Genomic DNA, 25,988 nt, shown 5'->3' on the forward strand with positions numbered 1-25,988 from the left:
AAAGGCCGATCCGAGGCGCGGATGCTCAACTCGGTGTGGACAATCCTCGCCGAGGAATGCCCGTGTAACGGGTTCGATGGGCGATTATGCTTCTTAGAGACGAGTGCTTCGGTGGGAGGGCTCGCTCGTGCAGTTCAAGCACAGCAAATTCGCTACAATCGTGGTGGACAAGTTATTTTTCTTCACGATTGTGGGATTCGGCTCGGGTATGGCTTCGATGGTCAGTTCTGGCCCCGGTCCTGGCGAGTATTTATTGCGGTGGGACCTGTCTAAGATCGTCATCACCACTTCTGTCGGGGTAGCGGTGGGGACTTTCGTGGGGGTGGTCGAAGCCCGTCACTGGTTGAAATCGTACTGGAAGACGGTTCACACTTTGGCAGAAGAGGGCAAGGATCCCGCATCAGTCTATCCTCCAGCGCAGCCTCGGCCTCGGACGCCGTTCTGGCCGTAGGGGATCTCCGGGAGACGCAGTCCGCGTGCCCGGAGGAACCTTCGCCGAACGTCGTGAAGGCGCATCGCCCATGAAATCACTCAGGAATCGAATCCGGAGCGATGCGCCGCGTTGTCCCGGTCCTATCCCTCCCGTCCGCCGCCCATTGTCGCCTGCATCCGCGAGAGCTGCGCGATGTGCCGCTGGATCAACGGGATCGCACCCGCCGCGATGCGGCGCAGGCCCGGGTCGTCGCCGGCCTGGGCGTAGGAGCCGTGGATGTTGAGGGCCTCCTGATGGCCCTGGAGCGAGGCGTTGACGAACATCGCATCGTATTCGGGACCGGGCTGCATCCCGGAGAGCTGCGACAGGATCTGAGCCTTCTGCTCGTCGGTCGTCATGCCGCCGGGACCGCGCCCACCGGGTCCACCCAGAACGCCGCCAACCGCACCGACGGTCGCCCCCGCGACGCCGCCCGCCACCGCCAGCGGCGCCTCGACCAGACCGCCGACGAGGCCGGCCGGACCGGCGGGCGCGCCTGCCATCGGCGCGCCCGCACCCAGATACGGGTCAAGCTTACGGGCGAGGTTGACCTGCTCGGTCACCTCGGCCCGGCTGAAGGCTTTGATGCGCGGATTGCGGGTCTTGGCGTGGGCATCGCGCGCCGTGTTCTCGAGGAACAGGCCGCCCTTCGTCGCCATGGCGAGGTAGACCGGCGCCGGCATGGCACCGGCCGGCGCCGGTTGCGCCAGGGCGGTCCGGGTGACGGCCAGGGCCGCCGTTGCCGTCAGCAGGGTCGTCAGAAAATCGCGCCGATGCATGGTCTCGGGTCTCCCGGTCTGAAAACGATGCTCGGGCGCCGGTTTGCTTGTGCGGTGCCGGAGTCTGACGGGCGAAACCTTCGCAAAATCAGCAATGTTCCTGCCGTGCCGGGGGCGGCTTCAAACGAAGACGCTCGGGGGATCCGGGCCGGGTTTGCTGCTGGGATTCAGGGGCCGATCGAGGGACGCAAACGGGCCATGCAATGCACGTCGGCGAAGATGCCGTTGCGGAACGAGGCCGCCTTGTGCGTCCCCTCGATGGTGAAGCCGAACTTTTCGTAGAGGGCGATGGCGCGGGTGTTGTCGGTGAAGACCGTCATCTCGATTCGCAAAATATTGATCCAGTTGTCGGCCGTATCGATCACCGCGGCGAGAAGCCGCGAGCCGATGCCGTGTCCGGCGAAATCCTCATGCACGGCGATCCAGAACTCCGCCGCATGCGCCCGCCGCCCGTAGAAGGGGCGCAGGGCCGCCGCCCCGACGACGCGCTCGCCCTGTTGCGCGGCGAGGTGCAGATCCCGCGGCGAGCGGGGCTCGGCCCATTTCTTCACCGCCTCGAAGGATTCGTAGGGGAGCGCCAGCGTTCCGAAACGGAAGGCGGGCTGGTTGTAGATCTCGAACAGATCCGGCGCGTCGTCCTCGCGCATGGCCCTTATCGTCACATCCATATTGGTCCTCGCTCCGTGTGAAGGTCTGATCTCGTCGAGAGCCGGTTCGACCGGTCCGTTCCGGCAACGATGACGATCCTCATGCTGAGGTGCTGCGGCAGCAGCCTCGAAGCACGCCGCGACGTTGATCGCGGTCGCCGATGCCGTCGGATCGATCGTTCCGGCGCGCTTCGAGGCCGCGCTTTCGCGCGGCACCTCAGCATGAGGGGCGGCGTGCTGGCCGACGCAACGCCGCCCTGCCGTCTTGCAGCGATACGCTCGATGCGAAGCGCGTCTTGCCTGACGCGGCTCACGTCCAGTCGAAGCGCAGCGTCTCGCGGAAGGCGAAGCGCTCGATGTGGCGCACGACCACGTCGCGCAGGTCGGGCAGGCTGGCGGCATCCTGTGCGGTCAGGTCGATCGTCAGGGTCTCGGCGCTGGCACTCAGCCGCGTCTCGCCGAGCGGCAGGGCGATCCGGGCATCGGTCGGGCTGAACTCGGTCTCGAACCGGTGGGCCCAGTGTTTGCAGAGCTGCTGGAGGTAGCGGCTGGCATGCGGGGTGCCGACGACGGCACGGCTCTCGGTCATGTCGGTCTCCTGAAGTTCCGGCGCCGGCTCAGCGCGCGGCGTGGAGGGCTCCCGCCCCGCGGCGGCCGGCAATGGCGCTGCGCAGGCGGAAAAGGTCGGTCGGCAGGACCGAGAAGCTGGCCTCGCCGAACCATTCGAGCGAGCCTTCCGCCTGCGGCGGCAGCGTCTTCAGGAAAGCAGCGTAATCCAGCGCGCCCTCGAACAGGCCGGTCATGCCCTCGCGCCGTCCGGCCGCGGCATAGACGTTGGCCGGCTCGAACACCGACAGGTCGGCGCGGCTGCGCACGTTCTTGAGGTGATAGTAGTCGATATGCGGGGAGAGCCGGGCGTGGGCCGCGAGCGGGTCGTCACCGCCTTCCCAGACGTGGAGCGTGTCGAAATTGACCCGGAGGTTCGGGTGATCGACCGCGTCCAGCAGGTCGAGGAGCGAGGCGGTGGTGTCGGCGAGCGTGCCGGGATGCGTCTCCACCACGAGCCGCAGGCCCTGGTCGGCGAGTTGGCCCGCCGCCATCCGCAGGCGCTGGGCGACATGGGCGCGCTCGTCCGCCGAGGCGGCCGCACTGCCCTTGGTGCCGGCGAAGGTGCGCAGCCGCGGTGCCCCCCAGCTCCCGGCGAGCCGGGCGAGTTCGGCCGTCCGCTCGGTCAGGGTCTCCAGCGGCGCGTCGAGCGGCAGGTAGTCGCTCAACATCGGCACGCGCAGGCCGTAGGCGGCGAGCCATTCGGCGTGGTCGCCGGGGCCGAGATTGCGGGCGTGAACGCCCCACAACTCGATCCCATCGAAGCCGTGGCCGCGGGCGAAGCGGGCGAGTTCGCCGATCGACACGAGATGGTGGCGAAAGCTGATGGTGCAGAGGGCGATTCTCATGCGGAGAGCCTTTCGCGGGAGGGCGGCGCGGCGCGTCCGGAATCCGGGCTGAGATCCGGGCTCTTCTGCCGCCACGCGGCGTAGGCCGAGGCGAGCTGCCGCTTGATCGCGAATTCCTGCGCGTCGAGCGCATCGAGCCGCGCGAGGACGGGGGCGACCTCCCCCATCTGCCCGGTCCGGGCGAGCTTGAGGACGGCGTAGTGCAGGGCGGTGAGGCCGTTCACCACGGCCTCGATCTCGTCGCAGATCCGCTGGAATTCCGGGTCCGGCCAAAGCAGGGCCCGCCAGAAGAAGGCGAAGCCGTGCTCGTAGGCCCATTTGCGGATGGTGATGACCGGCAGTTCGCGCAGGGCCTCACCGACATCCGTCAGCCTCAGCCCGCCGCGCCCCTCGGCATGGGCGAGCACGATGGCGCGTGCCGCGTCGATCAGCGGGTTGGCGTCGAAGCGGAAGCAAGCCTCAAAAAAGGCTGCCAGATCCGTGTCCGCGGGCGGATGGGCGAGGGAGGGATCGAAGCGGTAGCCGCCGGCGACGCTCGGCTGGCGGATGGCGTTCAGCATCCGCTCGCGCTCGATCACGCCCTCCCAGCGGAAGTCGGGGTCGCACACTTGCCAGAGGTCGGGATCGTCCCCGAGCGAAACGAGCAGGTAGTGCGGGAAGGGGTTCTGGTTGAACTTGTTCTCGCGCTCGGGGAGGTGGAACATGTCGAGCATCACCATGATGCGCGTGCCCGGCTCCCGCCGCTCCAGGAGGTCGAGCAGGGTGGCGACGTTCTCGTCCTTCGAGCGAGAGTGGTCGTACCAGGGCACGAGCGGCACGCCGTAGAGCCGCTCGAACCAATAGCCGAACGACTCGTGGTCCATCGCGTCCGAGTGGTAGGCGAGCCGCGAGCCGTCGGTGATGGCGAACTCGGCGTCCCAGATCAGGGCATAGAACGGGCGATGGTCGATGCCCCGCACCTTCAGCCCGTCGCAGACGCAGCTGACGAAGCAGTGGATCTTCAGGTCGTAGGACATCGCGCCGTGGACACCCTCGGAGGGCGCCTGCGGCTCGGCGGCGACCGGCTCCGCGCCCGGCGCCAGGAGCCGGGCGAGGTCGGCGACGGTGGAGACGTCCTGCCGGTTGATCGCTTCTTCCGGCACCGACACGCCGTGCGTCAGTTCCAGCGCCAGGATGAGCTGAAGCAACTGGACGGAATCGAGGTAGAGATCCTCGTTCAGCCGTGCGTCCGGCCCGAACCCATCGAGATGGGGATGCTGCATCTCCTCGCGCAGCACCGTGCCGATGGCCGCGATCAGCGTCTCGTTGCTCACGCCACCGCCTCCAGCGCGCCGTCCCGGTACTGCGCAGCGACCGCGCGACGAGAAATCTTGCCGTTGGCCTCGCGCGGGATCGCGCCGACCTGCACCGCCTCGACCGGCACCTGATGGCCGGCGAGCCAGCGGCGGCACCAGTCCTGAAGCGCCCGGGGCGGCACCGGACCGTCTGCGCTGAACAGCAGCGTCACCCGCTCGCCCGCGAACGGATCGGGCCGGGCGAAGGCCACGGCGTCGGTGATGCCGGGCATGGCCATCACCACGTCCTCGACCTCGCCGGGATAGACGTTGAGGCCCGAGACGTTGATCGTGTCGTCCTTGCGCGCGACGAAGATCAGCATGCCGTCGGGCGCCAGGTAACCGAGATCGGCGGTGTGGATCGCCATGCCCTCCCCCTCGACCACGATCTCCGCCGGGGCCTCGGCGCCGGTCCCCGCCCGGACGCGGTGATGCGGCAGCGGGCGGCCGATGGCGTCGGCGCGGCGCAGATCCGGGTTGATTGCGATGCAGCCGGCTTCCGAGCACCCGTATTGCTGGAACAGGTGGGTGACGCGCCCGCGGATGGCGGAAAACCACGGCGCCGGCAGGAGCGTGCCCGAGACCATCGCCGCGTGGAGGGTCTCGCCCTCGGGCATCAGCCGGGCCAGCGTGTGCAGCATGGCGGGTGCGGTGTAGAGCACCGGCCGCTCGATCTCGCGCAGGCGACGCAGGAGATACTTCGGGTTGGTGGTGTCCACGATGACCGGCACGCGGCCGCGCGCCAAGCCCACGAACAATCCGCAGATCAGCCCGTAGGAATGGGTGATCGGGCAGGCGATGACCGGTGTCATCCCGTCCGGCTCGGTGAACGCCGAGACGTAGCTCTCGATCTCGCGCTCCACCGCGCTCCAGGGGCGGGCGATGCATTTCGGCTCGCCTGTGGTGCCGGAACTCATCTGGAGAAGCTCGCCCTCCCCCGGGACCGGCGGGGCGGCGCCGTCCAGGGGCTCGCCCTCCAGGCTGTCGAGGAACAGGCGGTGGCAGCCGGCGCGCTGGGCGAGCCGGCGCGCGCCCTCGTCCGGCAGGGCCGGATGGATCGGCAGCAGGCTCGCGCCGCTGCGGCGGGCGGCGAGGGTGAAGGCGAGACCCTGGGCGGTGTCGCGGAAGCGCGCGGCGACGCGCTCGCCGCTGCCGCCGCGCAGGGCCGCCGCAGCCTCGACGCGCCGGATGGCGGCCTCCATCGCGTCCGCCGGGATGGTGCGGCCGTCGATCTCGATCATGCAAGCTCCGGAAAGGGCGTCAGGGGAAGGGAACAGGGCGTTGGGGGCCAGCAGGCTGCCGCCCGCCTCGCCGAGCCCGAGCTTGCGCGACAGCAGCGCCTCGACCCGCAGCCGGGGCGCTTCGACCCCAAGGCGGGCGAACCGCGCCTCCAGCCCATGCTCCGCCGCGTGGCGCCGCAGACGCTGGCCGAGGCGGCGCCAGAACCCTGCCTCGTCGAGGCCATGCCGGCGCTGGAGCAGGCCGGTGATCTCGCCGAGGTTGAAGACGAACAGGCTGTCGGTGACGAGTTCGGCGAGCGTCGCGGCCGAGCGCATGGCGTGGAAGCGGTCGTCCGCCGGCCCGGAATGGGCCCGGTCGATCGCCCCGAAATCCGGCACGCGCTCCGGGCTCGTCACGAAGTCGGGGGCGTATTCCGCGCTCTCGTGGAAGTCACGCAGGATCACCCGATCCGGCCAGCCGTCGCGGTGGACCAGAATCATGTTCTGGCCGTGCGCCTCCAGGGCGACGCCGTGGCCCGCGAGCAGGTGCCAGACCGGCAGCACCGCGACCGTGACCAAGCGGTCGAGCCAGGCGTCGCGGCCGTAGCGTTCGAGCCAGGGCGCGATGAAGGGGCTCCCGTCCGCCTCGCACACGGCCAGCGCGTTGAAGGGCACGGCCGCTTCGCCGGGAACGAGACGGGGGCTCTCCCGCCAGATCGCGGCGAGCTGCCCGGCGAGCGGCCCGTCCCGGTCGGCGAGCGCGGCGGCGTATTCGCGCAGCACCGTCACGCGGCTGTGCAGCGCGGGATCGGCGGTGACGAGGCCGGCGAGCCAATCGGACAGGGCCGGGCCGGTCAGCACGAAATGCGGATCGAGGATGCGCAGGCTCGAGGTCGAGACGACGGCAAGTGCCAGCTTCACGCTCGCGGCGGACGGGTCGTCGAGATTGTGCAGCGTGCGCAGGGACTGGCTTGCGACATAGCGCGGGCCGGCGGTACCGAGCGCGACGGCGCGGCCGTCCGCCAGCCAGGGGCGCAAGGCTTCCGCTGCAAGCCGGCGCATCTGCCAGGGATGGACCGGCAGCAGCGCGTGCGTGTCGAGGGAATGGCCAGCCGCGGCGAGGCGGCTGGCGAGGACGTCCCCCTCCCCGCCGAGTTCGGCCCGCCAGAACGCATCCTCCGGGCCCGGCAGCGCGAGGGTGATGGTGTCCCGGCGGACAGCCAGCCATTCGAGGCGGAACGGCGCGGCGGCTTCGGGCCCGTAGCGGCGGTGATCCTCCAGGGTGAAGCCGGTGCGCGCCTTGAAGCTCGGATGGTAGGGATGGCCCTCCCACAAAGCCGCATCGAGCGCAGCGAAGGGCAGCGCGCGGCGCTCCGGCGGCGAGAGGTTCTGGGCGTTCCAGTGGCAGAGTTCGACCGTCTGCCGAAGCTCGGCCAGCAGCCGCGTCCGGTGCTCCGGAGCGGCGGGAAGGGCCTCGACGAGGGTGGCGAGGTCGGCCGGCGCCCAGGTGCCCGCTTCGCCCGCCATCTCGACCGAACCGGGATCGAGGCGGGGGCGGCCGAACGGGCCGAGAGTACCGGCCGCGCGGAAGCGGCGGGAGCCGAGGCGCCATGCGATCCGACCGGTGACGTCGCGGATTGGCTCGCGCTCGGCAAGCCCTTCGAACAGAACGGCCTCCGCCAACTGGCGCAGGACACGCCCTTCGGGCTGCTCCATAGTCTCAGGACGCGAGGGCATGGCCGGCCTCGCCCCGAGCCGCCCGAAGCATGAGCGGGTTCGGCATGTCGATGTAGTTGCCGGTGCCGTCGCCCGAGGCGAGTTCGTCGCGGTCGGACAGGCGCACCCGCAGGTTGGCCTTGGTGCAGAGCGTCGGACCGTCGAGCACCGAGCGGGCGAAGGCGCGGCCGGCGCCGGTCATGCGGCGTGCCATCGCCTCCAGGCGGCGGGCGAGGTCGTCGAGGAGCGTTTCCTCGCGCGCCACCCCGTCATGGCCCATCCGGGCGATGACCGAGAAGATCTGGTTGACCACGAGATAATAGGCCAGCCGTCGACGGATCTCGCCGTCCGGGAAATAGAGCGAGGCGATGGCGCCGGTCTCGGGCGCATCGCGCAGCAGCCGGGGGCGTGCGGATTCCGAGAGGTAGAAGCCCTGGTTGTCGCGGTAGAAGCCGCGCTCGGGCCAGCCGGAGGCGACATCGAGCAGCGCGTTCTGTTGGTGGGCCTCCAACGCGATGCCGTGCCCGTCGTAGAGGGCGACGACGGGCTCCAGCATGCAATCGAGATAGCGGGCGAACCACGTGCGGGCGGCCTGGGCGCGCGCGGCCGAACCCTCCGGGCAGACCTGCCGCAGCAGGGCTTCCAGCCGCGAGAGCCGGCCGGGCAGCGGCTCGGCGGTGAGAGCTGCCAGCGTGGCGACACCCTGCTCCGCCCCGTCGCGGAACGGGTTCTCGCGCAGGACCGTCTCGAAGCCGCTCTCCTCGCGGTCGGGGCTGTGAAGGGTGAGGTAGGCGGGATCGGCGAGGATCTGAAAGTTGGGATGGCGGGTGCCGAAACCGCTTTTCGCCAGTAGCCGGGCCATGGCGACGCCGGCCTTGAGTTCGGCGAGCCGGTTCACCCGCAGCGAGTTGGTGAGGGTCACGGGCAGCGAGAACTTCGCCATCCACGGGCTCTCGGCGGCGTAGACGGTGCGCAGCGAGGAAGTCGCGGTGAAGCGGGGGCCGAAGGTGCCGAGCCGCCGCAGGCGGCCCGCCTCGACCCATGCGGCGACGTGCGGCTCCAGCATCAGCGCCTCGGCCTGGAGCGGATGCATCGGCAGGGCGATCTCGTCGGCGCGCAGGCCCAGCTTGGCAGCGTCGGGGCCGAGCAGGTCGAGAGCGAGGTCGGGCGCGGCGCGGGCCACCGCCGAATCGTGGCGGACGAGGCTCGCCTCGGCGCCGAACACCGCGAGCTGGAACGTGCCCCCCTCCTCCGGCGCGTAGGCACGGGCCTGCCAGGTCGTGAGGCCCTGCCGGCTCTTGGGCGTCGGGTGCAGCCAGTGGCCGAAGACGAGGGCGCGCTCGGCGGCGATGAAGCCGGTTTCCGCTTCGGCCCCCCGTTCCGCGAGGTCGAGCAGGCGCGCGGTCTCACGGTAGCTGTCGAGCACGCGCCCGAGCAGTTCCAGCTCCCGCTCGCGGGCGGTGTCGCCCCGCCCCTCATCCGTGCGCGCATAGGCTTCGCCGAGAAGCTCCTGAAGCGCGCGCATCGGCGCCACCAGCCGCCAGCGCGGCTCGTGCAGGTGGCGGGTCCAGAGGCGGCCGAACGCCTGCGCGCCGCATAGCGAGGGCGACAGGATCTCGGCGCGGATCGCGAGGCGGCGGCTGCGCAGGTTCCACTCGATGCACGGCGCGGGCGGCCCGTCCGTCAGCGCATGCCGGATGCGGATGCCGGGGTCGATCTCGCGCAGATATCCGTTGGCGAAGCTGCGGAAGGCGGCTGCCTCGGCCACGGCTTGAGACGAGGGTGGCATGATCTTCGAAACCTCCTGAGAGCCTTGAAGGCCCGGCCGCATCGCGGCGGGGGGCGTGCGCCCGAATGATCTGATCCGCCGGCCCGGCCCGGCGCCGCGTCATCGGATCGACGCGGCGGTCCGGTCGCCGGGCCGCCTGTGCGTCACCATCGTCGTCATGGGCCGCGAGTGCGCGGCGAACTCACCGTTGCGGTGGCGGGCGTGGGGGAGCGTGCGGTTTCGAAAGAAAGAAAAGGTCGTCGATGGAAGCGTAAGGATAAGAAAATGGATCTTCGTCGTACTTGCTCATCGGACTGAGGGCTCCCTCGAATCGCTTGAGGCTGAAGGCGTGTTGCGCAAACTTCAGGCATGCGTCAAGAGAAGATGAATTTATTGGAATTGTTCTTGATATAGGGTGATTGCCTGGTTGCCTTGTCGAGACAGTTGGTTGCGATCAAAAATATTCTTTATTTGTCCGTCGCTTTATCGGGTGCGGGCCGGTTCCATGCCTCCGCCGGGCACGGCGTAAGCGCGCCCAGCGAGCCATCCCTGATTGTGCCCGCGATCCCGCCGCGCCGGGCCACCGTCCGTGTCCGAACCGGCCTTCGATCGCGGCGCCGCCGGATGATCGCGACCTGTGAAGCGCGCATTGCGCCGTGATGGGAAAAATCCGTTGCTGATCCGCAACGAGGTCATGAAATGACTTGTAGTCTTTAGCTGTTATAATTCTCGTCTTGTTTCTGGGGCTGGTATTTCGACTGTCTGTGCAACGTCTTGCGACAGCATCGTCCGCTAGACTGGAAATGATACAAGCTATTGTGGGGCTTGCATAATCCACGCGTCTCCTTCTGGTCGGACCTCAGTCATCGATCAGCGTGGGATCATCTGTGGGCGACGGGACCGACCTCATGGCGGGAGGGGCGGCGGGGGTGTCGATCGATGCCCTCTACCGTCACGAGGGGCTGAAGCTCCGGCGTTTCCTCCATCGCCTGCTCGACAACCCGGCCGACGCCGCGGATGCGAGCCAGGGAAACCTACCTGCGCATGGTCGCCGCGCTCTCGCGCACGAGCATCGAGCACCCCTCGGCCCTGCTGTTCCGCATCGCCACCAACGTCGCCCTGCGGATGCGCAACCGCGGCCGGCTGGAGCAGATTCTGTTCGCGGCGAAATGCGAGGCGGAACTCGCCGAGATCGCCGACGGCTACGCCCTCCCGGAGCGGCAGATGATCGCCCGCCAGGAGCTGAAGCGCCTCGCCGCGGCGATCGACGCCTTGCCGCCCCGCTGCCGCGAAGTGTTCCTGCTCAGCCGCCTCGACGGCCTCGCGAACGGCGAGATCGCGCAGCGCCTCGGCATCTCGCGCAACATGGTCGAGAAGCACATCATCAAGGCCCTGCTGCATTGCCGGCGCAGCCGCCTCGATCTTTTTTGAACGAGTCGCATCAGGAGGCGGCGACCTCGTTGATCTAAGGGGATAGGACACCCGCGCTGCGCCATTTCGGGCAGCGGTGGGCCCCAGGGGGATTGGCGTGGCCGGCAGCGACGGGACGGAGGCCGACGAGGCCGACGGCGATGAGGATCCGGTCGAGCGCGAGGCCGCGGCCTGGGTCGCACGGCTCTCCTCCTCCGACGCTACGGAAGCCGACCACAGGGCCTTCGAGACCTGGCGCAAGGCCGATCCCGTCCACGCGGCGGTCTATGCCGAGATGGATGCGCTGTGGCGCCGGCTCGGGCATCTGCCCGATCCCCGCCCGCGCAAAACGTCGGACAAGACATCGAGCAAGACACCGAAATCGCTCGCCGGCCTTGCCGCCGTCGCCCTGATCGCGGGCGCCTTGGCCTACGAGACCGGTCTCCTCGACCGGCTGCGCGCGGATCTGTGGAGCGGCGTCGGCACCATCGAGCACGCGACGCTGCCCGATGGCAGCCGCGTCGATCTCAACACGGACACGGCGATCGCGGTGCGGTTCACCGAGGGGGAGCGCGGGATCGCGCTACTGCGCGGCGAGGCCAGCTTCGATGTCGTGCCCGATCGGAGCCGGCCCTTCGTCGTGCGCGGCGGCGGCCTGAGCGTGCGCGCGGTCGGAACCCGCTTCTTCCTGCGCGCGGACGGGGCGGACCGTCCCGTGGGCGTCGCGGAGGGGCGTGTCGATTTGTCGGCCGAGAGCGGACGCGTCGTCGTCTCGGCCGGGGAGGAAGTCCGGATCGGCGGCGACGCCCTGCACGTGGCGGCGGCGGATGTGGAGCGCGCAACGGCCTGGCGCGACGGCCGGCTGATCTATTCCGGAAAGCCGCTGGCGGCGGTCCTGGCGGAACTGAACCGCTACCGCCGCGGGCGCATCGTGTTGCTCGACCGTGGGCTCGGCGAGCGGCGCGTGACCGGCGCGTTCGATGCCCGCAACACCGACGACGCCCTCGACGTGATCGCCGCGACCATGGGCACCCGCATCCGGCGGCTCTCGCCCCTGCTGGTGCTGGTCGGATCGCCCCTGTGAGCGGGGCGATGAGGGCGCGCGAAAAAAATCGCTCTAACCCACGTCAGGAGATGGCGCCCCCGTTGATCTTAAACGTCGAGGGCGCGGAGGACGCAGAGCGTGCCGCCCCCTCCCGACGGATCGATGGGGCTTTGGTATGGCGTCGCGCGCACGCAGGTTTTCACAGGGCCGGATGGCGGGGATCGCGCTGGCCGGCGTGTCGGTCGCGGTGATGGCTCAGGCGGCCGCGCAAGCCGGCGAGGCGAAGCGGCCCCGCGGCCCCACGATCCTGGCAGAAGCGCCGGTGGGGGGCGCTCCCGTCCGGCTCGCCATCCCGAAGGGTTCGCTGGAAGCCGGCCTCGTCGCCTTCACCGAGCAGGCCGGGGTCAAGCTGGTCTACCCGACCGAACTGACGGCGCGGCTCGAGACACCGGGGCTCGCGGGCGAATTCGCCCCGCTCGACGCCCTGACCAAGCTCTTGGACGGCACTGGCCTCACCTATCGTCCGGCCGGCGCCTCGACCATCACCCTGGTCAACCCGCGCTACGTCCAGCTCGGCGCGGCGCCGGCCGGCGCGGTGACCCTCGATGAACTGCACGTCGAGGGGCAGGCTCAGGCCCGGGGCCGTGCCGCGGCCACCGGCCTGCCGCCGCCCACCGGGACGGTCGGGCAGCCGCCCGTGCCCTATGCCGGCGGTCAGGTCGGCTCGGGCGCCCGTGTCGGCTTGCTCGGCAACCGCTCCGTCCTGAAGACGCCCTTCAGCATCACGGGCTACACGGAGAAGCTGATCGCGGATCAGCAGGCGGTGTCGCTCGCCGATGTCGTGCTGAACAATTCGTCGGTGCGCAACGATGCGCCGCCCTACAGCGAGCGCGATTCCTATTTCATCCGCGGCTTCTCGGTCACCAATCTCGACACCGCCTTCGACGGGCTGTTCTACCTCGCCAACCCGCGCCGTACCTTCACGGAGGGCCTTGAGCGCGTCGAAGTGCTGCTGGGACCGACGGCGCTCCTGAGCGGCGGCACCGGCCGCGTCGGCGGCACGATCAACCTCATCCCCAAGCGCGCCTACGACGAGCCGTTCGCCCGGCTGACCACGACCTACATCAGCGACGCGCAGATCTGGACCCATGCCGACCTCGGCCGCCGCTTCGGCGAGTTCAAGGAATGGGGCGTGCGCTTCAACGGCGCCTACCGCACCGGTGCCACGCCGCTCGACAACAACGCGATCGAGGTGGGCGTGGCGGCGCTGGGCCTCGACTACCGCGGCGACCGGTTCCGCGCCTCGCTCGACATGACCCACTCGACCCAGAACGTCACGGCGCCGACCTCGCTGTTCAACGCGGTCGCGCCCGGTATTCAGATTCCCCGTGCCCCGAACAACCGGACCAACACCGCGAATCCGTTCGAGTACAACGACAGCCGCTACGGCATGATCACGGGCCGGGCCGAGTATGACGTCCTGCCTGACACGACGCTCTACATCGCCGGCGGCGCCAGCCGCTACAATGAGGACTTCCTCACCTCGAATTACCGCGTGACGAGCGTGACCGGGCAGGCGACCAACCTACTCGCGATCCAGCCGCAGGAAATTCAGGGGCTCACCGGCGAGGTGGGCCTGCGCACCCGCTTCAGCACCGGCTTCCTCAATCATCAGGTGAACATCGCGGCCGTCGAGGCGAACAACAAGAACTTCCGCAGCGGCTTCGTCCCGCCCGTCTTCACCCCCTACACGATCAACATCTACAATCCGGTCTACCTGCCGACCGGATCGATTCCGACGATCGGGCTTCCCCGCTCCGCCGCGCAGCCGCTCTTCGCCCAGCTTTCCGCGCGCAGCGTGGCGGTGGCCGACACCCTGTCGTTCTTCGGCGACGACCGCTTCCTGCTGACGCTCGGTGGTCGCTATCAGGAGATCGACCAGCAGGGCTTCGCCACCCGTCCGGGGCCGACGCAGGGGCAGGTGACCTCGAACTATCAGGAGGGCCGCTTCAGCCCCGCCATCACCTTCGTGCTGAGCCCGTTCGAGAACCTGTCCTTCTACGGCAACTACATCGAGTCGCTCGACCCGGTGGCCGGCCCGCCCTCGACGGCGAGGAATGCCAACGAGATCTTCCCGCCCGCGGTGGGGCGGCAGAAGGAGATCGGCGTAAAGTACGATTTCGGCACCATTGCCGCCACGGCCGCTCTGTTCGAGATCGAGCTGCCGAGCGCCTTCACCGATCCCGCGACCAACATCTACTCAGTCAGCGCCCGTCAGCGGAACCGCGGCGTCGAACTCAACGTGTTCGGCGAGCTCGTCCCGGGCCTGCGGCTGCTCGGCGGCGTGACCTTCATCGACGCGGAACTGGTTCGGGCGACGAATGCGCTGGCCAACGGGAAGGCCGCCCCAGGCGTGCCCGACACGGCCTTCAACCTCTACGCCGAGTACGACCTGCCGCCGTGGCTGGCGCCGGGCCTGACCCTGACCGGACGGGCGATCTACACCAGCAGCATGTTCTACGATCAGGCCAACACCCAGTCGGTTCCGGACTGGACGCGCTTCGATGCCGGCCTGCGCTACACGACAGAGGGCGTGAACGGAAAGCCCGTCGTGTTCCGCGCCCTCGTCCAGAACCTGCTCGACGACTCGTACTGGGCCTCCGCCGCCCGCGGCTTCCTCGCCGTCGGCGCGCCGCGCACCTTCATCGTCTCCGCCTCCGTCGATTTCTGAGAGACCGACGCGTCGCTTCCAGCTCCGCCCTGCCCCGACATCGCGAAGGGGTAAGGGCGGACCGCTCGGTCGCGCACGCCTGGCCCGTCGATCGCCCCTCACGTGCGGGGCGCTCGGCGGGCTTTCGCATGTGCGCGCTCGATCCGCCCGCGATCTGCCGCTGAAACGAGCAGGCTTCGGCGGTGAACGGCCGGTCGCCCCCTCAGCGCTCCTGCCTTCCGGCGGCGATCACCGCCAAGCTGACCGGTCTGTGTGATTTGTGGCTTCTGGCACGGGTCCTGCAATGTGGTTTTTGACCACTTTGATGGATGCGTGGGAACTCGGGAGCCTCAGCATGGCCGGTACAATGGACCGCAGACGGTTTCTTCAGGCGAGCGCCGCCGCTGTGGGTTTTGCCCAGATCAATCCCGACTTCCTGGTCTCCTCGGCCTTCGCCCAATCGGGCAAGCCGCTGGTCTTCCTCTCGGCCGAGAACATCACCGGCAACTGGGACCCGACCGCCCACACCACGCTCTCGCAGAAGAACATCGAGGGCTTCGTGATGGGCTTCCTGACCCGCACGCCGATGACGCTCGATGACCCCGGCAAGGTCGTCTACGAACTCGCTACCGACATCCGGTTGCTCGATCCGCACCGCCTGCAGATCAAGCTGCGCAAGGGCGTGCAGTTTCACGACGGCAAGCCGTTCGGGCCCGAGGACGTCAAGGCGACCTTCGAGTACGGCGCGGGCAAGGACCGGCCGGCGCAGTGGTATCCCGGCCCGACCGAGACGCTGACGATCACCACGCCCGACGACGAGACCGTGATCGTCGACACTTCGAAGGGCGGCTACCCCGCCCACCTCTTCATTTTCCTGGCCTCGTTCCTCCCCATCCTCTCGGCCAAGGACGTGGCCGAGGGGCCGGGCGGCGCCCTCACCCGGCGCCTGAACGGCACCGGCCCGTTCCGCTTCGTCGAGCAGCGCGGCAACGACACCGTGCTCAAGGCCCATGACGGCTATTTCCGCGGCAAGCCGGGGATTCCCAGCATCAACTTCACCTTCACCGGCGACTCGACCACGCGGATGCTGTCGCTGATGAACGGCCAGGCCTCGATCGTCGAGCGGCTCGAACCCGAGCAGGTCGAGACGGTCAAGAACAACCCGAAGATCGCGATCAACGAGGTCGTCTCGGTCGAGAACAAGTATCTCTGGTTCCGCTGCTCCAAGCCGCCCTTCAACGACGTGCGGGTGCGCATGGCCGCCTGCCACTCGATCGACCGGGCGATGCTCTTGGAGATCCTCGGCGCGGCGGGCCACGCCTCGGCCAACTTCATCTCGCCGGTGAAGTTCGGCTACGTCGACCTCAAGAACTACCCGGCCTACGACCCGGCCAAGGCGCAGGCGCTGCTGGCCGAGGCCGGCTTCCCCAAGGGCAAGGGGCTGCCGCCGCTCGAATACATCACTTCGGTCGGCTTCTACCCGAAGACCAAGGAGTACGGCGAGGTCATCACCGCGATGCTCAACGAGCAGGGCTTTCCGGTGAGCCTCACGGTGCTGGAGCCGGCGGCCTGGAACGAGCGGCTCTACCACCGCCCCGGCGGCGGACCCGGCCACATGGTCGATTGCGGCTGGTCCACCGCCTCGCCCGAGCCGGATCTGGTGCTGCGCACCCACTTCCATTCCTCCTCGCATCGCATCACCGGCATCGAGGATGCGCAGATCGACGCGAGCTTGGATCGTGAGCGCGCGGCGCCGACGCTGGAGGAGCGCAAGGCCATCCTCCAGAACGAGACGATGCCGCTGCTGGCCGCCAAGATGCCGGCGCTGTCGCTGTTCACCTCGGTGATGATCCACGCGATGCAGCAGGAGCTGAAGGGCCTCTACATCTATCCGGACGGGTCGATCGACGCCTCGAAAACCGCCTGACCGGCAAGACCGCCTGACTGAACTTGTCCGCGCCCGGCGCGTGACCCGGCCCGCCTCCGCGGGCGGCCGGGCCCCGCCCCGCCGATTCCGTCACCGGACCCGATGCCCCGATGTTCGTTCTCAGTTTCCTCGCCCGGCGCCTCGCGCAGGGTGCGGTCATCATCTTCCTCGTCTCGCTGCTGATCTTCACCCTGCTGCGGGTGATGTCGGGCAACCCCGTGCGCCAGATGGTGGGCGGGATGGCGCCCGATTCCCTGGTGGAGCAGATCGCCACCACGATGGGCCTGCGCGATCCGATCATCGTGCAGTTTGGCCGCTACGCGGCAGGGGTGGTCCAGGGTGATCTCGGCCGCAGCTTCATGCGGCCGGCCAACGGCGCGGCGACGGGGGGCGCGAATTTCGACGACATGACCCGCGGCGAGCGGGCCGGGGTCGGCGATCTCATCCTCGACGCCCTGCCGATGACCCTGCAGCTCGCCGCCCTGGCGCTCGCCATTGCCCTGGTCTTCTCGGCCCTGCTCGGGATCGCGGCCGGCCTGCGCCCCGGTGGGTTCTTCGATCGGCTCGCCTTCGCGGTTTCCTCGGTCTTCATCTCGATCCCGAATTTCTGGCTCGGCATCGTGCTCGCCCTGCTCCTGTCGGTGAAGCTCGGCTGGCTGCCGGCGATCGGCTATGGCGGCTTCTCCTATACGGTGCTGCCGGCCCTCGTGCTCGCTGTCGAGCTGTCGCCGGTGCTGATCCGGACGCTGTCGAGTGCGGTGGCGGCGCAGATGGGCGAGTCTTACGTCGCCGTCGGCCATGTCCGCGGCCTGTCGCGCCCGCGCATCGTCGCCGCGCATGCCCTGCGCAACGCCTCGGTGCCGCTCCTCAACCTGCTCGGCGTGCAGTTCTCCTCGCTGCTCGGGGGCGTGATCATCGTCGAATACATCTTCGACTATCCCGGCCTCGGACTGCTGACGATCAACGCCGTGCTCCAGCGCGACTTCCCGCTGATCCAGGGCATCGCGATCGTCACCAGCGCGATTTTCGTCCTCATCAACATCCTCGTCGATCTCGCGGCGACCACCATCGATCCGAGGCTCGAATACTGATGGATGCCGTGGATTCTTCCCTGGCGCTGGCTCCACCCCGTGTCGATGTCACGGCATCGCGCTCCATCGGTCGGCGCATCCTCGGGCGTGCCGCCCGCTCCGGGGGCTTTCGCGTCGGCTTCGTCGTGCTCGCCCTCCTCGTGCTCGCCGCCGCGCTCTACCCGGAACTCAGCGGCATCGACCCGGCGATGCGGGACATCCGGGCGCGCCTGCTGCCGCCGCTGTTCCTCGGCGACAAGTGGAGCTGGGTGCACCCGCTCGGCACCGACCAGATCGGCCGCGACATGCTGGTGCGCTGCCTCGTGGGCCTGCGCTACTCGCTGCTGATCGGCGTGGCCTCGGTCGCCGTGACCGTCATCATCGGCTGCGCGCTCGGCACCGTCGCCGGCTATTTCGGCGGGCGCACCGACACGGTGATCATGCGGATCACCGACGCACAGCTCTCGATCCCGATGATCATCCTGGCGATCGCCGTGCTCGGCGCCGACCGCCCGACCATCCCTGCGATCATCCTCGTGCTCGGCCTGTCGAACTGGCCGGTCTATGCCCGCGTCATGCGCTCGGTGGTGATGGCCGAGCGCGGGCGCGAATACGTGCGCGCCGCGCAGGTCTCGGGCGCCACGCATCCGCGCATCATCCTCACGCTGCTCGTGCCGCTGCTGGTGCCGCCGCTGCTCTTCACCTCGGTGCTTGATGTCGCGCGGATGATGATCTTCGAATCGACGCTCGGCTTCCTCGGCCTCGGCGTGCAGCCGCCGACACCGACCTTCGGCAGCATCATCGCCGACGGGCGCAAATACCTGCTCAACGCGTGGTGGATCGCCACCATGCCGGGCGTGTTCCTGTGCCTCACGCTCACCGGCATCAACCTGATTGGCGCCGCCTTCGAGCGTGCCCGCAACTCGATCCACGGGGGCGCCTGATGGACCCGGTGCTCTCCGTCCGCGACCTCTCCGTCGCCCTCACCCTCCCCGGGCGTGAGCGAACCATTCTCGACGGGATCAGCTTCGACGTCGCCCCGCGGGAGATCGTCGGCGTCGTCGGCGCCTCGGGCGCCGGCAAGACCGTGCTGTCGCGCGCCGTGGTCAACTGGATCACAGCCCCGCTCGCCATCCGGTCCGGCACCGTGTCCTTCCGCGGGCAGGATCTGCTGGCGCTGCCGCCGCGGGCGATGCGGCTCTTGCGCCGCGACATCGCCTATGTCGGCGCCGACCCGATGGGCGCCCTCGACCCGACCCTGCCGGTCGGGCGCCAGATCGTCGAGAAGCTGCGCGCCGTCATGCCCGAAGTAAGCCGGAAAGAGGCGCAGGCGCGCGTGATCGCCCTGCTCGACGCCGTGCGCATTCCCTCGGCCACCGCGCGCTTCCACGATTACCCCTCGCAGTTCTCCGGCGGGATGATGCAGCGCGCGCTCATCGTCGATGCCATGGTCTCGAACCCGGCCCTGCTGGTCGCCGACAACGTGACCCAGCCCCTCGACGTGACGGTCGCCGCCCAGGTGATCCGCCTGATGCGCGAACTCACCGAGCGCTTCGAGACCGCGATCCTGTTCGTCTCCTCCTCGCTGCCCGTGGCCCGCGAGGCGGCGAGCCGCACCCTGGTGATCGATGCCGGGCGTCTGGTCGAGGAGCAGCCGACCGAGGCGCTGATCGCCGCCCCGCGCCACGCCTATACCCGCGATCTCGTCGCGCAGATCCCGGTGATCTGGGGCGAGCGCCCGCGCCTGCCCGCGGTCCCGAAGGCCCCCGGCGCGCGACCGCCCCAGCCGATCATCAGCCTGCGGGACGTGTCGCAGACCTACCGGGTGAAGCAGCGCGGGAGCTTTGCCGGCACGAGCGCGCTGCGGGCGGTCCGCAACGTCACCTTCGACATCGCCCAGGGCGACAGCTTCGCCGTCGTCGGCGAATCCGGCTGCGGCAAGTCCACCCTGATGCGGCTTCTGAGCCGCCTGGAGCGCCCGAGCGGCGGCAGCGTGCTGTGCGAGGGCCGTGACATCGCCGGTTTGTCGGGGGCCGAACTCCTCGGCTTCCGCCGCAAGCTGCAACTGGTGCTCCAAGACCCGTTCAACTCGCTGCCGCCGCGCACCGGCATCGGCGCCATGCTGGAAGCACCCCTGCGCACCCATGGCTGGCGCGACCCGAGAAAGATCCGCGAGCGGGTGCGCGCGGTGATGGACGATGTGGGGCTGCCGGTCGCGCTCTACGACGACCTGCCGCTCGGGCTGTCGGCCGGGCAGCGCCAGCGCATCAACGTCGCCCGCGCCATGGTGCTCGAGCCTCAGATCCTGCTCATGGACGAGACACTCTCGGCCCTCGACCAGACCGAGCAGTTCAAGCTGCTGGCGTTGTTCGAGAAACTGCAGCGCACGCACGGGCTGACCTACATCTACATCAGCCACGACCTCGCGATGGTGCGCAAAGCCTGCAACCGCATCGCGGTGATGTATCTCGGCGAGGTCGTCGAACTCGCCGACAACGAGCGCCTGTTCTTCGATCCCGGCCATCCCTACACCCGCGCCCTGCTCTCGGCGATGCCGGCCCTGGAGGCGCGGCGCTACCGGCCGGAGGATTGCCTGATGGAGGGCGAGCCGCCGAGCCCGATCGACCTGCCGCAGGGCTGCGCCTTCCGCTCGCGCTGCCCGCAGGCCTTCGACGCCTGTGCCACGCATCCCCCGTTCCTCACCGTGCGCGGCGCGCACGACTTCGCCGCCTGCCACCGCGTGCCGGGCGCCGGCGCCGCCCTGCTGGCGGGCGCTGCCTGATGCCGCCCCTTCCCGAGACAACGATGACATCCATGCCCGACATGATGGCCTTCGCCCCCGTGCGGATCGACCCCGCCCGCCTCCAGGCGATGATGGAGGCGGTCTCGGCCTTCGGCGCCGGGCCGGAGGGCGCCCTGACCCGCCTGACCCTTTCGCCGGAGGACGGGCAGGCGCGCGACTGGCTCGCCGCGTGGTTTTCCGCGCACGGCTTCACCCCGCGGGTCGATGCGATCGGCAATCAGTTTGGCTGTCTGGAACTGGCCGGACCCGGCGCGCCCACGGTGATGGTCGGCTCGCATCTCGACAGCCAGCCCAATGGTGGGCGCTTCGACGGCACGCTCGGCGTGCTCGCCGCCTGCGAAGCCATCCTGTCCGTGCGCGCGGCGCTCGAAGTGGCGGGCAGGAGGTCGGCCTGCAACTTCACGGTCGCCAACTGGACCAACGAGGAGGGCGCCCGCTTTCAGCCGAGCCTGCTCGGCAGCAGCGTCTTCACCGGTGCCGCCGGGCTCGACTGGGCGCTGGCCCGCAGCGACGGCGACGGCGTCACCGTCGGCGAGGCCCTGTCGCGGATCGGCTATGCCGGAAGCGACGCCGTGCCGGTGCCGGACGCCTTCATCGAGCTGCATATCGAGGGCGGGCCGATCCTGGAGCGCGAGGGCCTGCGCTTCGGCGCCTTCACCCGCTACTGGGGCGCCACCAAGTACCGCCTCGCCTTCCTCGGGCGCCAAGCCCATACCGGCCCGACGCCGATGGCCGAGCGGCGCGACGCGCTTCTCGGCGCCGCCTACCTGATCGCCGACCTCAAGGCCATGACGGCCGATTACGGCCTCGACCTGCACACCTCCGTCGGCCGGCTCGAAGTGCGGCCGAACTCGCCCAACACTGTGCCGAGCGAAGCGGTTCTGTTCATCGAGCTGCGCTCCGGCTCGCCCGCGATCTTGGAGGAGGCCGAACTCCGGCTGAAGGCGGCCATCGATCTGGCTGCCGCGCGCGCGGAGGTGGGTCACGAGGTGCGCGCCATCGACCGGCGCGCCGCCGGCCCGATGGCGCCGGGCCTCGTGCGGCTCGCCGAGCGCGCGGGCACGGCCAACGGCACGACGACGCGCCACCTCGACACGATCGGCGGCCACGACGCGGTCAGCCTCTCCGCCGTCTGCCCCTCGGTGGTGCTGGCCGTGCCCTGCCGCGGCGGCGTGATGCACCACCCGACCGAGTTCACGAGCCCGGAGGATCAGGCCTTCGGCACACAGGTGCTGGCCGACATGCTGATGATCCTCGCCACCGAGGGCATGGCCGCCCTCGAGACCGCGGGAGGGGACCGGTGAAGGCGCTGGGCACCCCCGAGGACGCGTCGGAGCGGCTGGCCGAGGCCGCCCTGGCGCAGGCTTTCTCCGCGCGGCCCGACCTTCGGGGCAAGGTGCCGCATTACGCCGTGGCGGTGTCCGGCCTCGCCTCGCCCTCCTATCACGGGGTCGAATCCACGACGTTCCATGTCACCGAGACCGAGGGCGCCGAACCGAGCCTGTTCCTCAAGGTCTCCGAGCCCTGCGCCGCCGCGCTGCTCGATCCCGCCGCCGCCTTCCGCGGCGCGCAGACGGTCGCTGCGCTGGGCCTCGCACCGGAACCGCTGCATTTCGCGGCGGATCAGGGCGCGATCCTGTTCCGGTGTCTCGGCCCGGATTGGCGCCCGGCCACCCTCGACAGGCTTCAGCAGCCGGACAGCATGGCCACGGTGATCGAGGCCTTCCGCCGGATCGGCGCGGGCGAAGCCCTCGGCCGGCCCTGGAACGTGTTCGACGCGATCCGCACCCTTTGTGCCCTGCTGGGGCCGGAGGCCGACGCCCTGCCGCCCGATGCGTGGTTCCTGTTCGACTGGGCCGAGGCGATCGAGGCGGCGCTGACGGCCGCCGGCACGGATGCCCGCCCGGCCCATGCCGACCCGCACGCCTCCAACCTGCTGTTCGGCCCCGGCGGCGCCCTGCAACTCGTCGATTTCGATATGGCCTGCGACACCGACCCCCATTACCAGCTCGGCGCGTTCCTCAACGAGGCCTGCACCTTCGAGGCGCCGATGAAGGCCGGCATCGAGATGGCGGAGGGGCGCTTCCGTCCGGACGTGTTCAACCGCGCCCGCGCCTATGCCGCCGCCGACGACCTGCACTGGGCCTTGCGCGCGCTGGCCATGGACCGGCTCTCGCCGCGCCGCGGGCTCGAATTTCGCAAATACGCCGCGTGGCGCTTCCTGCGCTGCCGGATGCTCGTCGGCCGGCCGGGCTTCGAGGAAACCCTGAGGGCGCTGTGATGGCCCGCTCGACGACGATCATCCCGTTGCTTCCCCCGCATCCTGAGAGGCCGCGAAGCGGCCTCGAAGGGGGCTCCCGTTCCCGCGCGAACCCCGGAGCCCCCTTCGAGGCCTCCGCTTTGCTTCGGCACCTCAGGACGGGGTTTGGAGCAGCGGGCCTGATGCGCGCGAGGGCCTGCGGTTTCGGCGCGCCGACCGAACGAGCTGTGAGGAGACGACCATGATCGCTCTGGGCCATGCCGCCACCGAGGCCGAGCACGCCTTCGAAGCGGCCCTGCGCACCGTCCCGCGCTGGCAGGGGCGCCCGACGCACTACCGCCCGGTGCTCGGCGGGATCAGCAACGTCAACTGGCGCGTCGAGATCGAGGGCGAGCCGCATCCCTACTTCGTCAAGATGCCGGGCCGCGGCACCGAGATGTTCATCGACCGCGCCGCCGCCCGCGCCGCCAGCCGGCAGGCGGAGGTGATCGGGCTGGGGCCCCGCACCTTCGACGATCTCGACGCCCACGGCATCGAGATCGCCGAGTTCGTGGACGGGCGCCGGCCCTCGACCAACCGCGACTTCGCCGACCCGGCCCTGCGCGCGGAGGCGATGCGCGTCTATCGCCGCTTCCACGCGGCCCCGCTCCTGCCGCTGACCAAGACCGTGTTCGACATGATCGACGAGCACGACCGGCAGGCCGCCGAACTCGGCGCGCTCCTGCCCCCCGATCAGGCCTGGCTCACCCGCCAGACCCGGCTGGCGCGGGCGGCGCTCGAAGCCTCGGGCCTCGACCTCGTGCCGTGCTTCAACGATCCGATGCCGGGCAACTTCCTCCTCGGCGAGGACGGCTCGATCCTGCTGATCGACTTCGAGTACGCCTCCAACAACGACCGGCTCTACGACATCGCGATTTGGAGCGGGGAGATGTTCTTCCCCGAGAGCGTCGATCGCGAACTGATCGAACAATATTTCGGCCGCTACGACGAGGCGCTGTTCGCGCGCCTGATGGTGCACAAGGCGCTCGCCGACGTGAAATGGTCGACCTGGGCGATGGTGCAGAACCGCATCTCCACCCTCGACTTCGATTTCTACAAATACGGGATCTGGAAGCACATGCGCGCCCGCTCGATCATGAACGACCCGCGCTGGCCGCTCTTCCTGAAGGCGCTCTGAGCGATGGATCTGGCTTTGCCCGCGACCGACCCTCTCGCCCCGGAAACCATCCTCGCCTTTGCCGCCGAACTGGCCGAGGCCGCGCGCCCGATCGCGCTCGCCTATTTCCGCACCCCGCTCGACATCGTGACGAAGGCCGACGAAAGCCCGGTGACGTTGGCCGACCGCGCCATCGAGGTGCGCCTGCGCGGCCTGATCGAGGCGCGGTTTCCCGATCACGGCATCTTCGGCGAGGAGATGGGGGTGAAGCCCGGAGCCACGCCTGGCAGCGGCCCGGTCTGGGTGATCGACCCGATCGACGGCACCAAGAGCTTCGTCACCGGCCTGCCGCTGTTCGGCACCCTGGTCGCCTTCCTCGACGGCGGCGTACCGGTCGCCGGGCTGATCGACATGCCGGCTTTGGGCGAGCGCTGGACCGGCGTGCCGGGGCAGGCGCGGTTCGGGGCCGAGCCCGCCCGCACCAGCACCTGCCGGAGCCTGTCCGCGGCGCGCTTCTTCACCACCTCGCCCGAGGGCTTCACCGGGGCGGACGAGGCGCGCTACCGCCGCCTCAGCGCAAAGACGGCCCTGCGCCGCTTCGGCGGCGATTGCTACGCCTACGGCCTGCTGGCCTCCGGCCATTGCGATCTGATCGCCGAGACCGGCCTGCAACCCTACGATTACATGGCCCTGGTGCCGGTGATCCGGGCGGCGGGCGGGGTCATCACCGATTGGAGCGGCGAAGATCTCACCCTCGCCTCCGACGGGCGGGTTCTCGCGGCGGCGACGCCGGACCTGCACGCCGAGGCTTTGGCGATCCTGCGGGGATAGGGGGACCTGAGACCGCCGGCTTCCCCGCGTCGCGGTTTGCCAAGGGGATGTCGCTGAGGTGGAAGCGACGGGGGGCCCGCCGAACAATAATTCCCGACAGCCAGATACGGCTCGGGAGGTCCCCATGCTCGATGTGACGCCGACCCCGCTTCAGCGCCTGCTGCGCGAGCGTCGCCCCGGCTACACCCTCGCGGCCCCGTTTTACCTCAGCCCCGAGGTGTTCGAGGCCGACATGGAGATCATCTTCGGCCGCCACTGGATCTATGTCGGCGTCGAGCCTGACGTGCCGGAGGCCGGCGACGTCATGGTCGTCGAGATCGGCAAGACTTCGGTCGCGATCGTGCGCGACGACGACAACGAGATCCGCGCCTTCCACAATGTCTGCCGCCATCGCGGCGCCCGGCTCGTCCATGACGAGAAGTCCACGGTCGGCAACCTCGTCTGCCGCTACCATTCCTGGACCTACGACCTCACCGGCAACCTGATCCATGCCGAGCATATGGGTCCGGACTTCAAGAAGAGCTGCCACGGCCTCAAGCCCGTGCATATCCGCTCGCTCGCGGGCCTGCTGTTCATCTGCCTCGCCGACCAGCCCCCGGCCGATTTCGACGAGATGGCCGCAAAGCTCGGCCCCTATATCGAGCCGCACAACGTGCGCGACACCAAGGTCGCCTTCCAGAAGGACATCATCGAGCCCGGCAACTGGAAGCTGACGATGGAGAACAACCGCGAGTGCTACCATTGCGGGGCCAACCATCCCGAGCTGACCGTGCCGCTCTTCGCCTACGGCTTCGGCTTCGCGCCCGAGGAGATGGACGAGCACGACCGCGCCAATGCCGAGCGCTACGGCTGCCTGCTCAAGACCCGCCATGGCGAGTGGGAGGCGGAAGGCCTGCCGTCGAAGGAGATCGACGAGCTCGACACCATGATCACGGGCTTCCGCACCGAGCGGCTGCCGCTCGACGGTGAGGGCGAGTCCCACACCCTCGACACCAAGGCCGCCTGCAAGCGGCTGCTCGGCAACCTCACCAGCGCCAAGCTCGGCGGGCTCTCGGTCTGGACGCAGCCGAATTCCTGGCACCACTTCCTCGGCGACCACATCGTCACCTTCTCGGTGCTGCCGCTCGATGCCGAGCGCTCGCTGCTGCGCACCAAGTGGCTCGTGCACAAGGACGCGGTCGAGGGCGTCGATTACGATCTCGCCAACCTCACCGGCGTCTGGGAAGCCACAAACGACCAGGACAGCGAACTCGTCGGCATCTGCCAGCAGGGTGTCGCGAGCCCGGCCTACGAGCCCGGCCCCTACTCGCCGCATACCGAGATGCTCGTGGAGAAGTTCTGCAACTGGTATGTCGGCCGCATGGCCGCGCATCTGGGGCGCTGAGC

General features: G+C 69.4%; 19 protein-coding genes and 1 pseudogene. 13 read left to right on the forward strand and 7 right to left on the reverse strand.

The genetic code is table 11. The annotated features are described in order from the left end of the window. The first annotated feature begins 127 nt into the window (after positions 1 to 127). Entirely contained in the window at positions 128 to 451 is a 324-nt protein-coding gene (locus M2437_RS14380; protein ID WP_253387833.1) for a hypothetical protein, read from the forward strand. Between the two features lie 122 nt (positions 452 to 573). On the opposite strand, the gene M2437_RS14385 is transcribed toward M2437_RS14380, so the two are convergent. The 7 genes from M2437_RS14385 to M2437_RS14415 form a co-directional block, all read right to left on the reverse strand. Next, complete coding sequence (locus M2437_RS14385; RefSeq protein ID WP_253387834.1) at positions 574 to 1,251, reverse strand: DUF4142 domain-containing protein; 678 nt, start codon at positions 1,249 to 1,251, stop codon at positions 574 to 576. 167 nt (positions 1,252 to 1,418) lie between these two features. Then, positions 1,419 to 1,919: a GNAT family N-acetyltransferase gene (locus M2437_RS14390; protein ID WP_012254970.1), complete on the reverse strand. Its 501-nt coding sequence runs from the start codon at positions 1,917 to 1,919 to the stop codon at positions 1,419 to 1,421. Positions 1,920 to 2,208: 289 nt separating this feature from the next. Further along, on the reverse strand, positions 2,209 to 2,487 hold the full coding sequence (locus M2437_RS14395; RefSeq protein WP_003606707.1) for a DUF2218 domain-containing protein: 279 nt from the start codon (positions 2,485 to 2,487) through the stop codon (positions 2,209 to 2,211). 28 nt (positions 2,488 to 2,515) lie between these two features. Beyond that, positions 2,516 to 3,352 (reverse strand): sugar phosphate isomerase/epimerase family protein, encoded by an 837-nt coding sequence (locus tag M2437_RS14400; RefSeq protein WP_253387835.1) that lies wholly within the window; start codon positions 3,350 to 3,352, stop codon positions 2,516 to 2,518. Continuing rightward, the gene (locus M2437_RS14405) at positions 3,349 to 4,665 is read right to left on the reverse strand and encodes a DUF6005 family protein (RefSeq protein WP_253387836.1); all 1,317 of its coding nucleotides are present in this window, start codon (positions 4,663 to 4,665) and stop codon (positions 3,349 to 3,351) included. The genes M2437_RS14400 and M2437_RS14405 overlap by 4 nt, the downstream gene beginning before the upstream one ends. Then, positions 4,662 to 7,643: an IucA/IucC family protein gene (locus M2437_RS14410; protein WP_253387837.1), complete on the reverse strand. Its 2,982-nt coding sequence runs from the start codon at positions 7,641 to 7,643 to the stop codon at positions 4,662 to 4,664. The genes M2437_RS14405 and M2437_RS14410 overlap by 4 nt, the downstream gene beginning before the upstream one ends. Next, complete coding sequence (locus M2437_RS14415; protein ID WP_253387838.1) at positions 7,627 to 9,411, reverse strand: IucA/IucC family protein; 1,785 nt, start codon at positions 9,409 to 9,411, stop codon at positions 7,627 to 7,629. The genes M2437_RS14410 and M2437_RS14415 overlap by 17 nt, the downstream gene beginning before the upstream one ends. 887 nt (positions 9,412 to 10,298) lie before the next feature. On the opposite strand from M2437_RS14415, the pseudogene M2437_RS14420 reads away from it, so the two are divergent. From M2437_RS14420 to M2437_RS14475, 12 genes and pseudogenes are all read left to right on the forward strand, one after another. Beyond that, a pseudogene (locus M2437_RS14420) lies at positions 10,299 to 10,821 on the forward strand (RNA polymerase sigma factor). Positions 10,822 to 10,918: 97 nt separating this feature from the next. Beyond that, the gene (locus tag M2437_RS14425; RefSeq protein WP_253387840.1) at positions 10,919 to 11,884 is read left to right on the forward strand and encodes a FecR family protein; all 966 of its coding nucleotides are present in this window, start codon (positions 10,919 to 10,921) and stop codon (positions 11,882 to 11,884) included. Positions 11,885 to 12,056: 172 nt separating this feature from the next. Beyond that, a complete protein-coding gene (locus M2437_RS14430) occupies positions 12,057 to 14,576 on the forward strand; it encodes a TonB-dependent receptor (RefSeq protein WP_253387841.1) in 2,520 nt (839 codons plus the stop codon). A 334-nt stretch (positions 14,577 to 14,910) separates the two neighbouring features. Next, complete coding sequence (locus M2437_RS14435; RefSeq protein ID WP_253387842.1) at positions 14,911 to 16,482, forward strand: ABC transporter substrate-binding protein; 1,572 nt, start codon at positions 14,911 to 14,913, stop codon at positions 16,480 to 16,482. A gap of 110 nt (positions 16,483 to 16,592) precedes the next feature. After that, complete coding sequence (locus M2437_RS14440; protein ID WP_003602451.1) at positions 16,593 to 17,573, forward strand: ABC transporter permease; 981 nt, start codon at positions 16,593 to 16,595, stop codon at positions 17,571 to 17,573. Continuing rightward, positions 17,573 to 18,496: an ABC transporter permease gene (locus tag M2437_RS14445; protein ID WP_253387843.1), complete on the forward strand. Its 924-nt coding sequence runs from the start codon at positions 17,573 to 17,575 to the stop codon at positions 18,494 to 18,496. Before M2437_RS14440 ends, M2437_RS14445 begins: the two co-directional genes overlap by 1 nt. After that, positions 18,496 to 20,334 carry an ABC transporter ATP-binding protein gene (locus M2437_RS14450; RefSeq protein ID WP_253387844.1) on the forward strand — a complete coding sequence of 613 codons (1,839 nt, stop codon included), beginning with the start codon at positions 18,496 to 18,498 and terminating at the stop codon, positions 20,332 to 20,334. Before M2437_RS14445 ends, M2437_RS14450 begins: the two co-directional genes overlap by 1 nt. A gap of 32 nt (positions 20,335 to 20,366) precedes the next feature. Beyond that, on the forward strand, positions 20,367 to 21,659 hold the full coding sequence (locus M2437_RS14455) for a Zn-dependent hydrolase (protein WP_253389625.1): 1,293 nt from the start codon (positions 20,367 to 20,369) through the stop codon (positions 21,657 to 21,659). Further along, positions 21,656 to 22,636 carry a phosphotransferase gene (locus M2437_RS14460; protein WP_253387845.1) on the forward strand — a complete coding sequence of 327 codons (981 nt, stop codon included), beginning with the start codon at positions 21,656 to 21,658 and terminating at the stop codon, positions 22,634 to 22,636. The genes M2437_RS14455 and M2437_RS14460 overlap by 4 nt, the downstream gene beginning before the upstream one ends. Positions 22,637 to 22,856: 220 nt before the next feature. Then, complete coding sequence (locus tag M2437_RS14465) at positions 22,857 to 23,792, forward strand: phosphotransferase (protein ID WP_056112814.1); 936 nt, start codon at positions 22,857 to 22,859, stop codon at positions 23,790 to 23,792. Positions 23,793 to 23,795: 3 nt separating this feature from the next. Next, positions 23,796 to 24,602, forward strand: coding sequence for a histidinol-phosphatase (hisN, locus tag M2437_RS14470; protein WP_253387846.1), 807 nt, complete (start codon positions 23,796 to 23,798; stop codon positions 24,600 to 24,602). A gap of 124 nt (positions 24,603 to 24,726) precedes the next feature. Next, positions 24,727 to 25,986 (forward strand): aromatic ring-hydroxylating oxygenase subunit alpha, encoded by a 1,260-nt coding sequence (locus tag M2437_RS14475; RefSeq protein WP_253387847.1) that lies wholly within the window; start codon positions 24,727 to 24,729, stop codon positions 25,984 to 25,986. Positions 25,987 to 25,988 lie beyond the last annotated feature (2 nt).

The sequence above is a fragment of the Methylorubrum pseudosasae genome (genome assembly GCF_029504475.1).
In the GTDB taxonomy this organism is placed as follows: Bacteria; Pseudomonadota; Alphaproteobacteria; order Rhizobiales; family Beijerinckiaceae; genus Methylobacterium; species Methylobacterium extorquens.

Excerpts from the sequence above, each read along its gene's own strand:
- M2437_RS14430 (WP_253387841.1), top strand. The coding sequence starts at position 12,057 with ATGGCGGGGATCGCGCTGGCCGGCGTGTCGGTCGCGGTGATGGCTCAG.
- M2437_RS14440 (WP_003602451.1), top strand. The coding sequence starts at position 16,593 with ATGTTCGTTCTCAGTTTCCTCGCCCGGCGCCTCGCGCAGGGTGCGGTC.
- M2437_RS14465 (WP_056112814.1), top strand. The coding sequence starts at position 22,857 with ATGATCGCTCTGGGCCATGCCGCCACCGAGGCCGAGCACGCCTTCGAA.
- hisN (WP_253387846.1), top strand. The coding sequence starts at position 23,796 with ATGGATCTGGCTTTGCCCGCGACCGACCCTCTCGCCCCGGAAACCATC.
- M2437_RS14445 (WP_253387843.1), top strand. The coding sequence starts at position 17,573 with ATGGATGCCGTGGATTCTTCCCTGGCGCTGGCTCCACCCCGTGTCGAT.
- M2437_RS14385 (WP_253387834.1), bottom strand. The coding sequence starts at position 1,251 with ATGCATCGGCGCGATTTTCTGACGACCCTGCTGACGGCAACGGCGGCC.
- M2437_RS14395 (WP_003606707.1), bottom strand. The coding sequence starts at position 2,487 with ATGACCGAGAGCCGTGCCGTCGTCGGCACCCCGCATGCCAGCCGCTAC.
- M2437_RS14455 (WP_253389625.1), top strand. The coding sequence starts at position 20,367 with ATGCCCGACATGATGGCCTTCGCCCCCGTGCGGATCGACCCCGCCCGC.
- M2437_RS14410 (WP_253387837.1), bottom strand. The coding sequence starts at position 7,643 with ATGCCCTCGCGTCCTGAGACTATGGAGCAGCCCGAAGGGCGTGTCCTG.
- M2437_RS14400 (WP_253387835.1), bottom strand. The coding sequence starts at position 3,352 with ATGAGAATCGCCCTCTGCACCATCAGCTTTCGCCACCATCTCGTGTCG.
- M2437_RS14475 (WP_253387847.1), top strand. The coding sequence starts at position 24,727 with ATGCTCGATGTGACGCCGACCCCGCTTCAGCGCCTGCTGCGCGAGCGT.
- M2437_RS14450 (WP_253387844.1), top strand. The coding sequence starts at position 18,496 with ATGGACCCGGTGCTCTCCGTCCGCGACCTCTCCGTCGCCCTCACCCTC.
- M2437_RS14435 (WP_253387842.1), top strand. The coding sequence starts at position 14,911 with ATGGCCGGTACAATGGACCGCAGACGGTTTCTTCAGGCGAGCGCCGCC.
- M2437_RS14415 (WP_253387838.1), bottom strand. The coding sequence starts at position 9,411 with ATGCCACCCTCGTCTCAAGCCGTGGCCGAGGCAGCCGCCTTCCGCAGC.
- M2437_RS14390 (WP_012254970.1), bottom strand. The coding sequence starts at position 1,919 with ATGGATGTGACGATAAGGGCCATGCGCGAGGACGACGCGCCGGATCTG.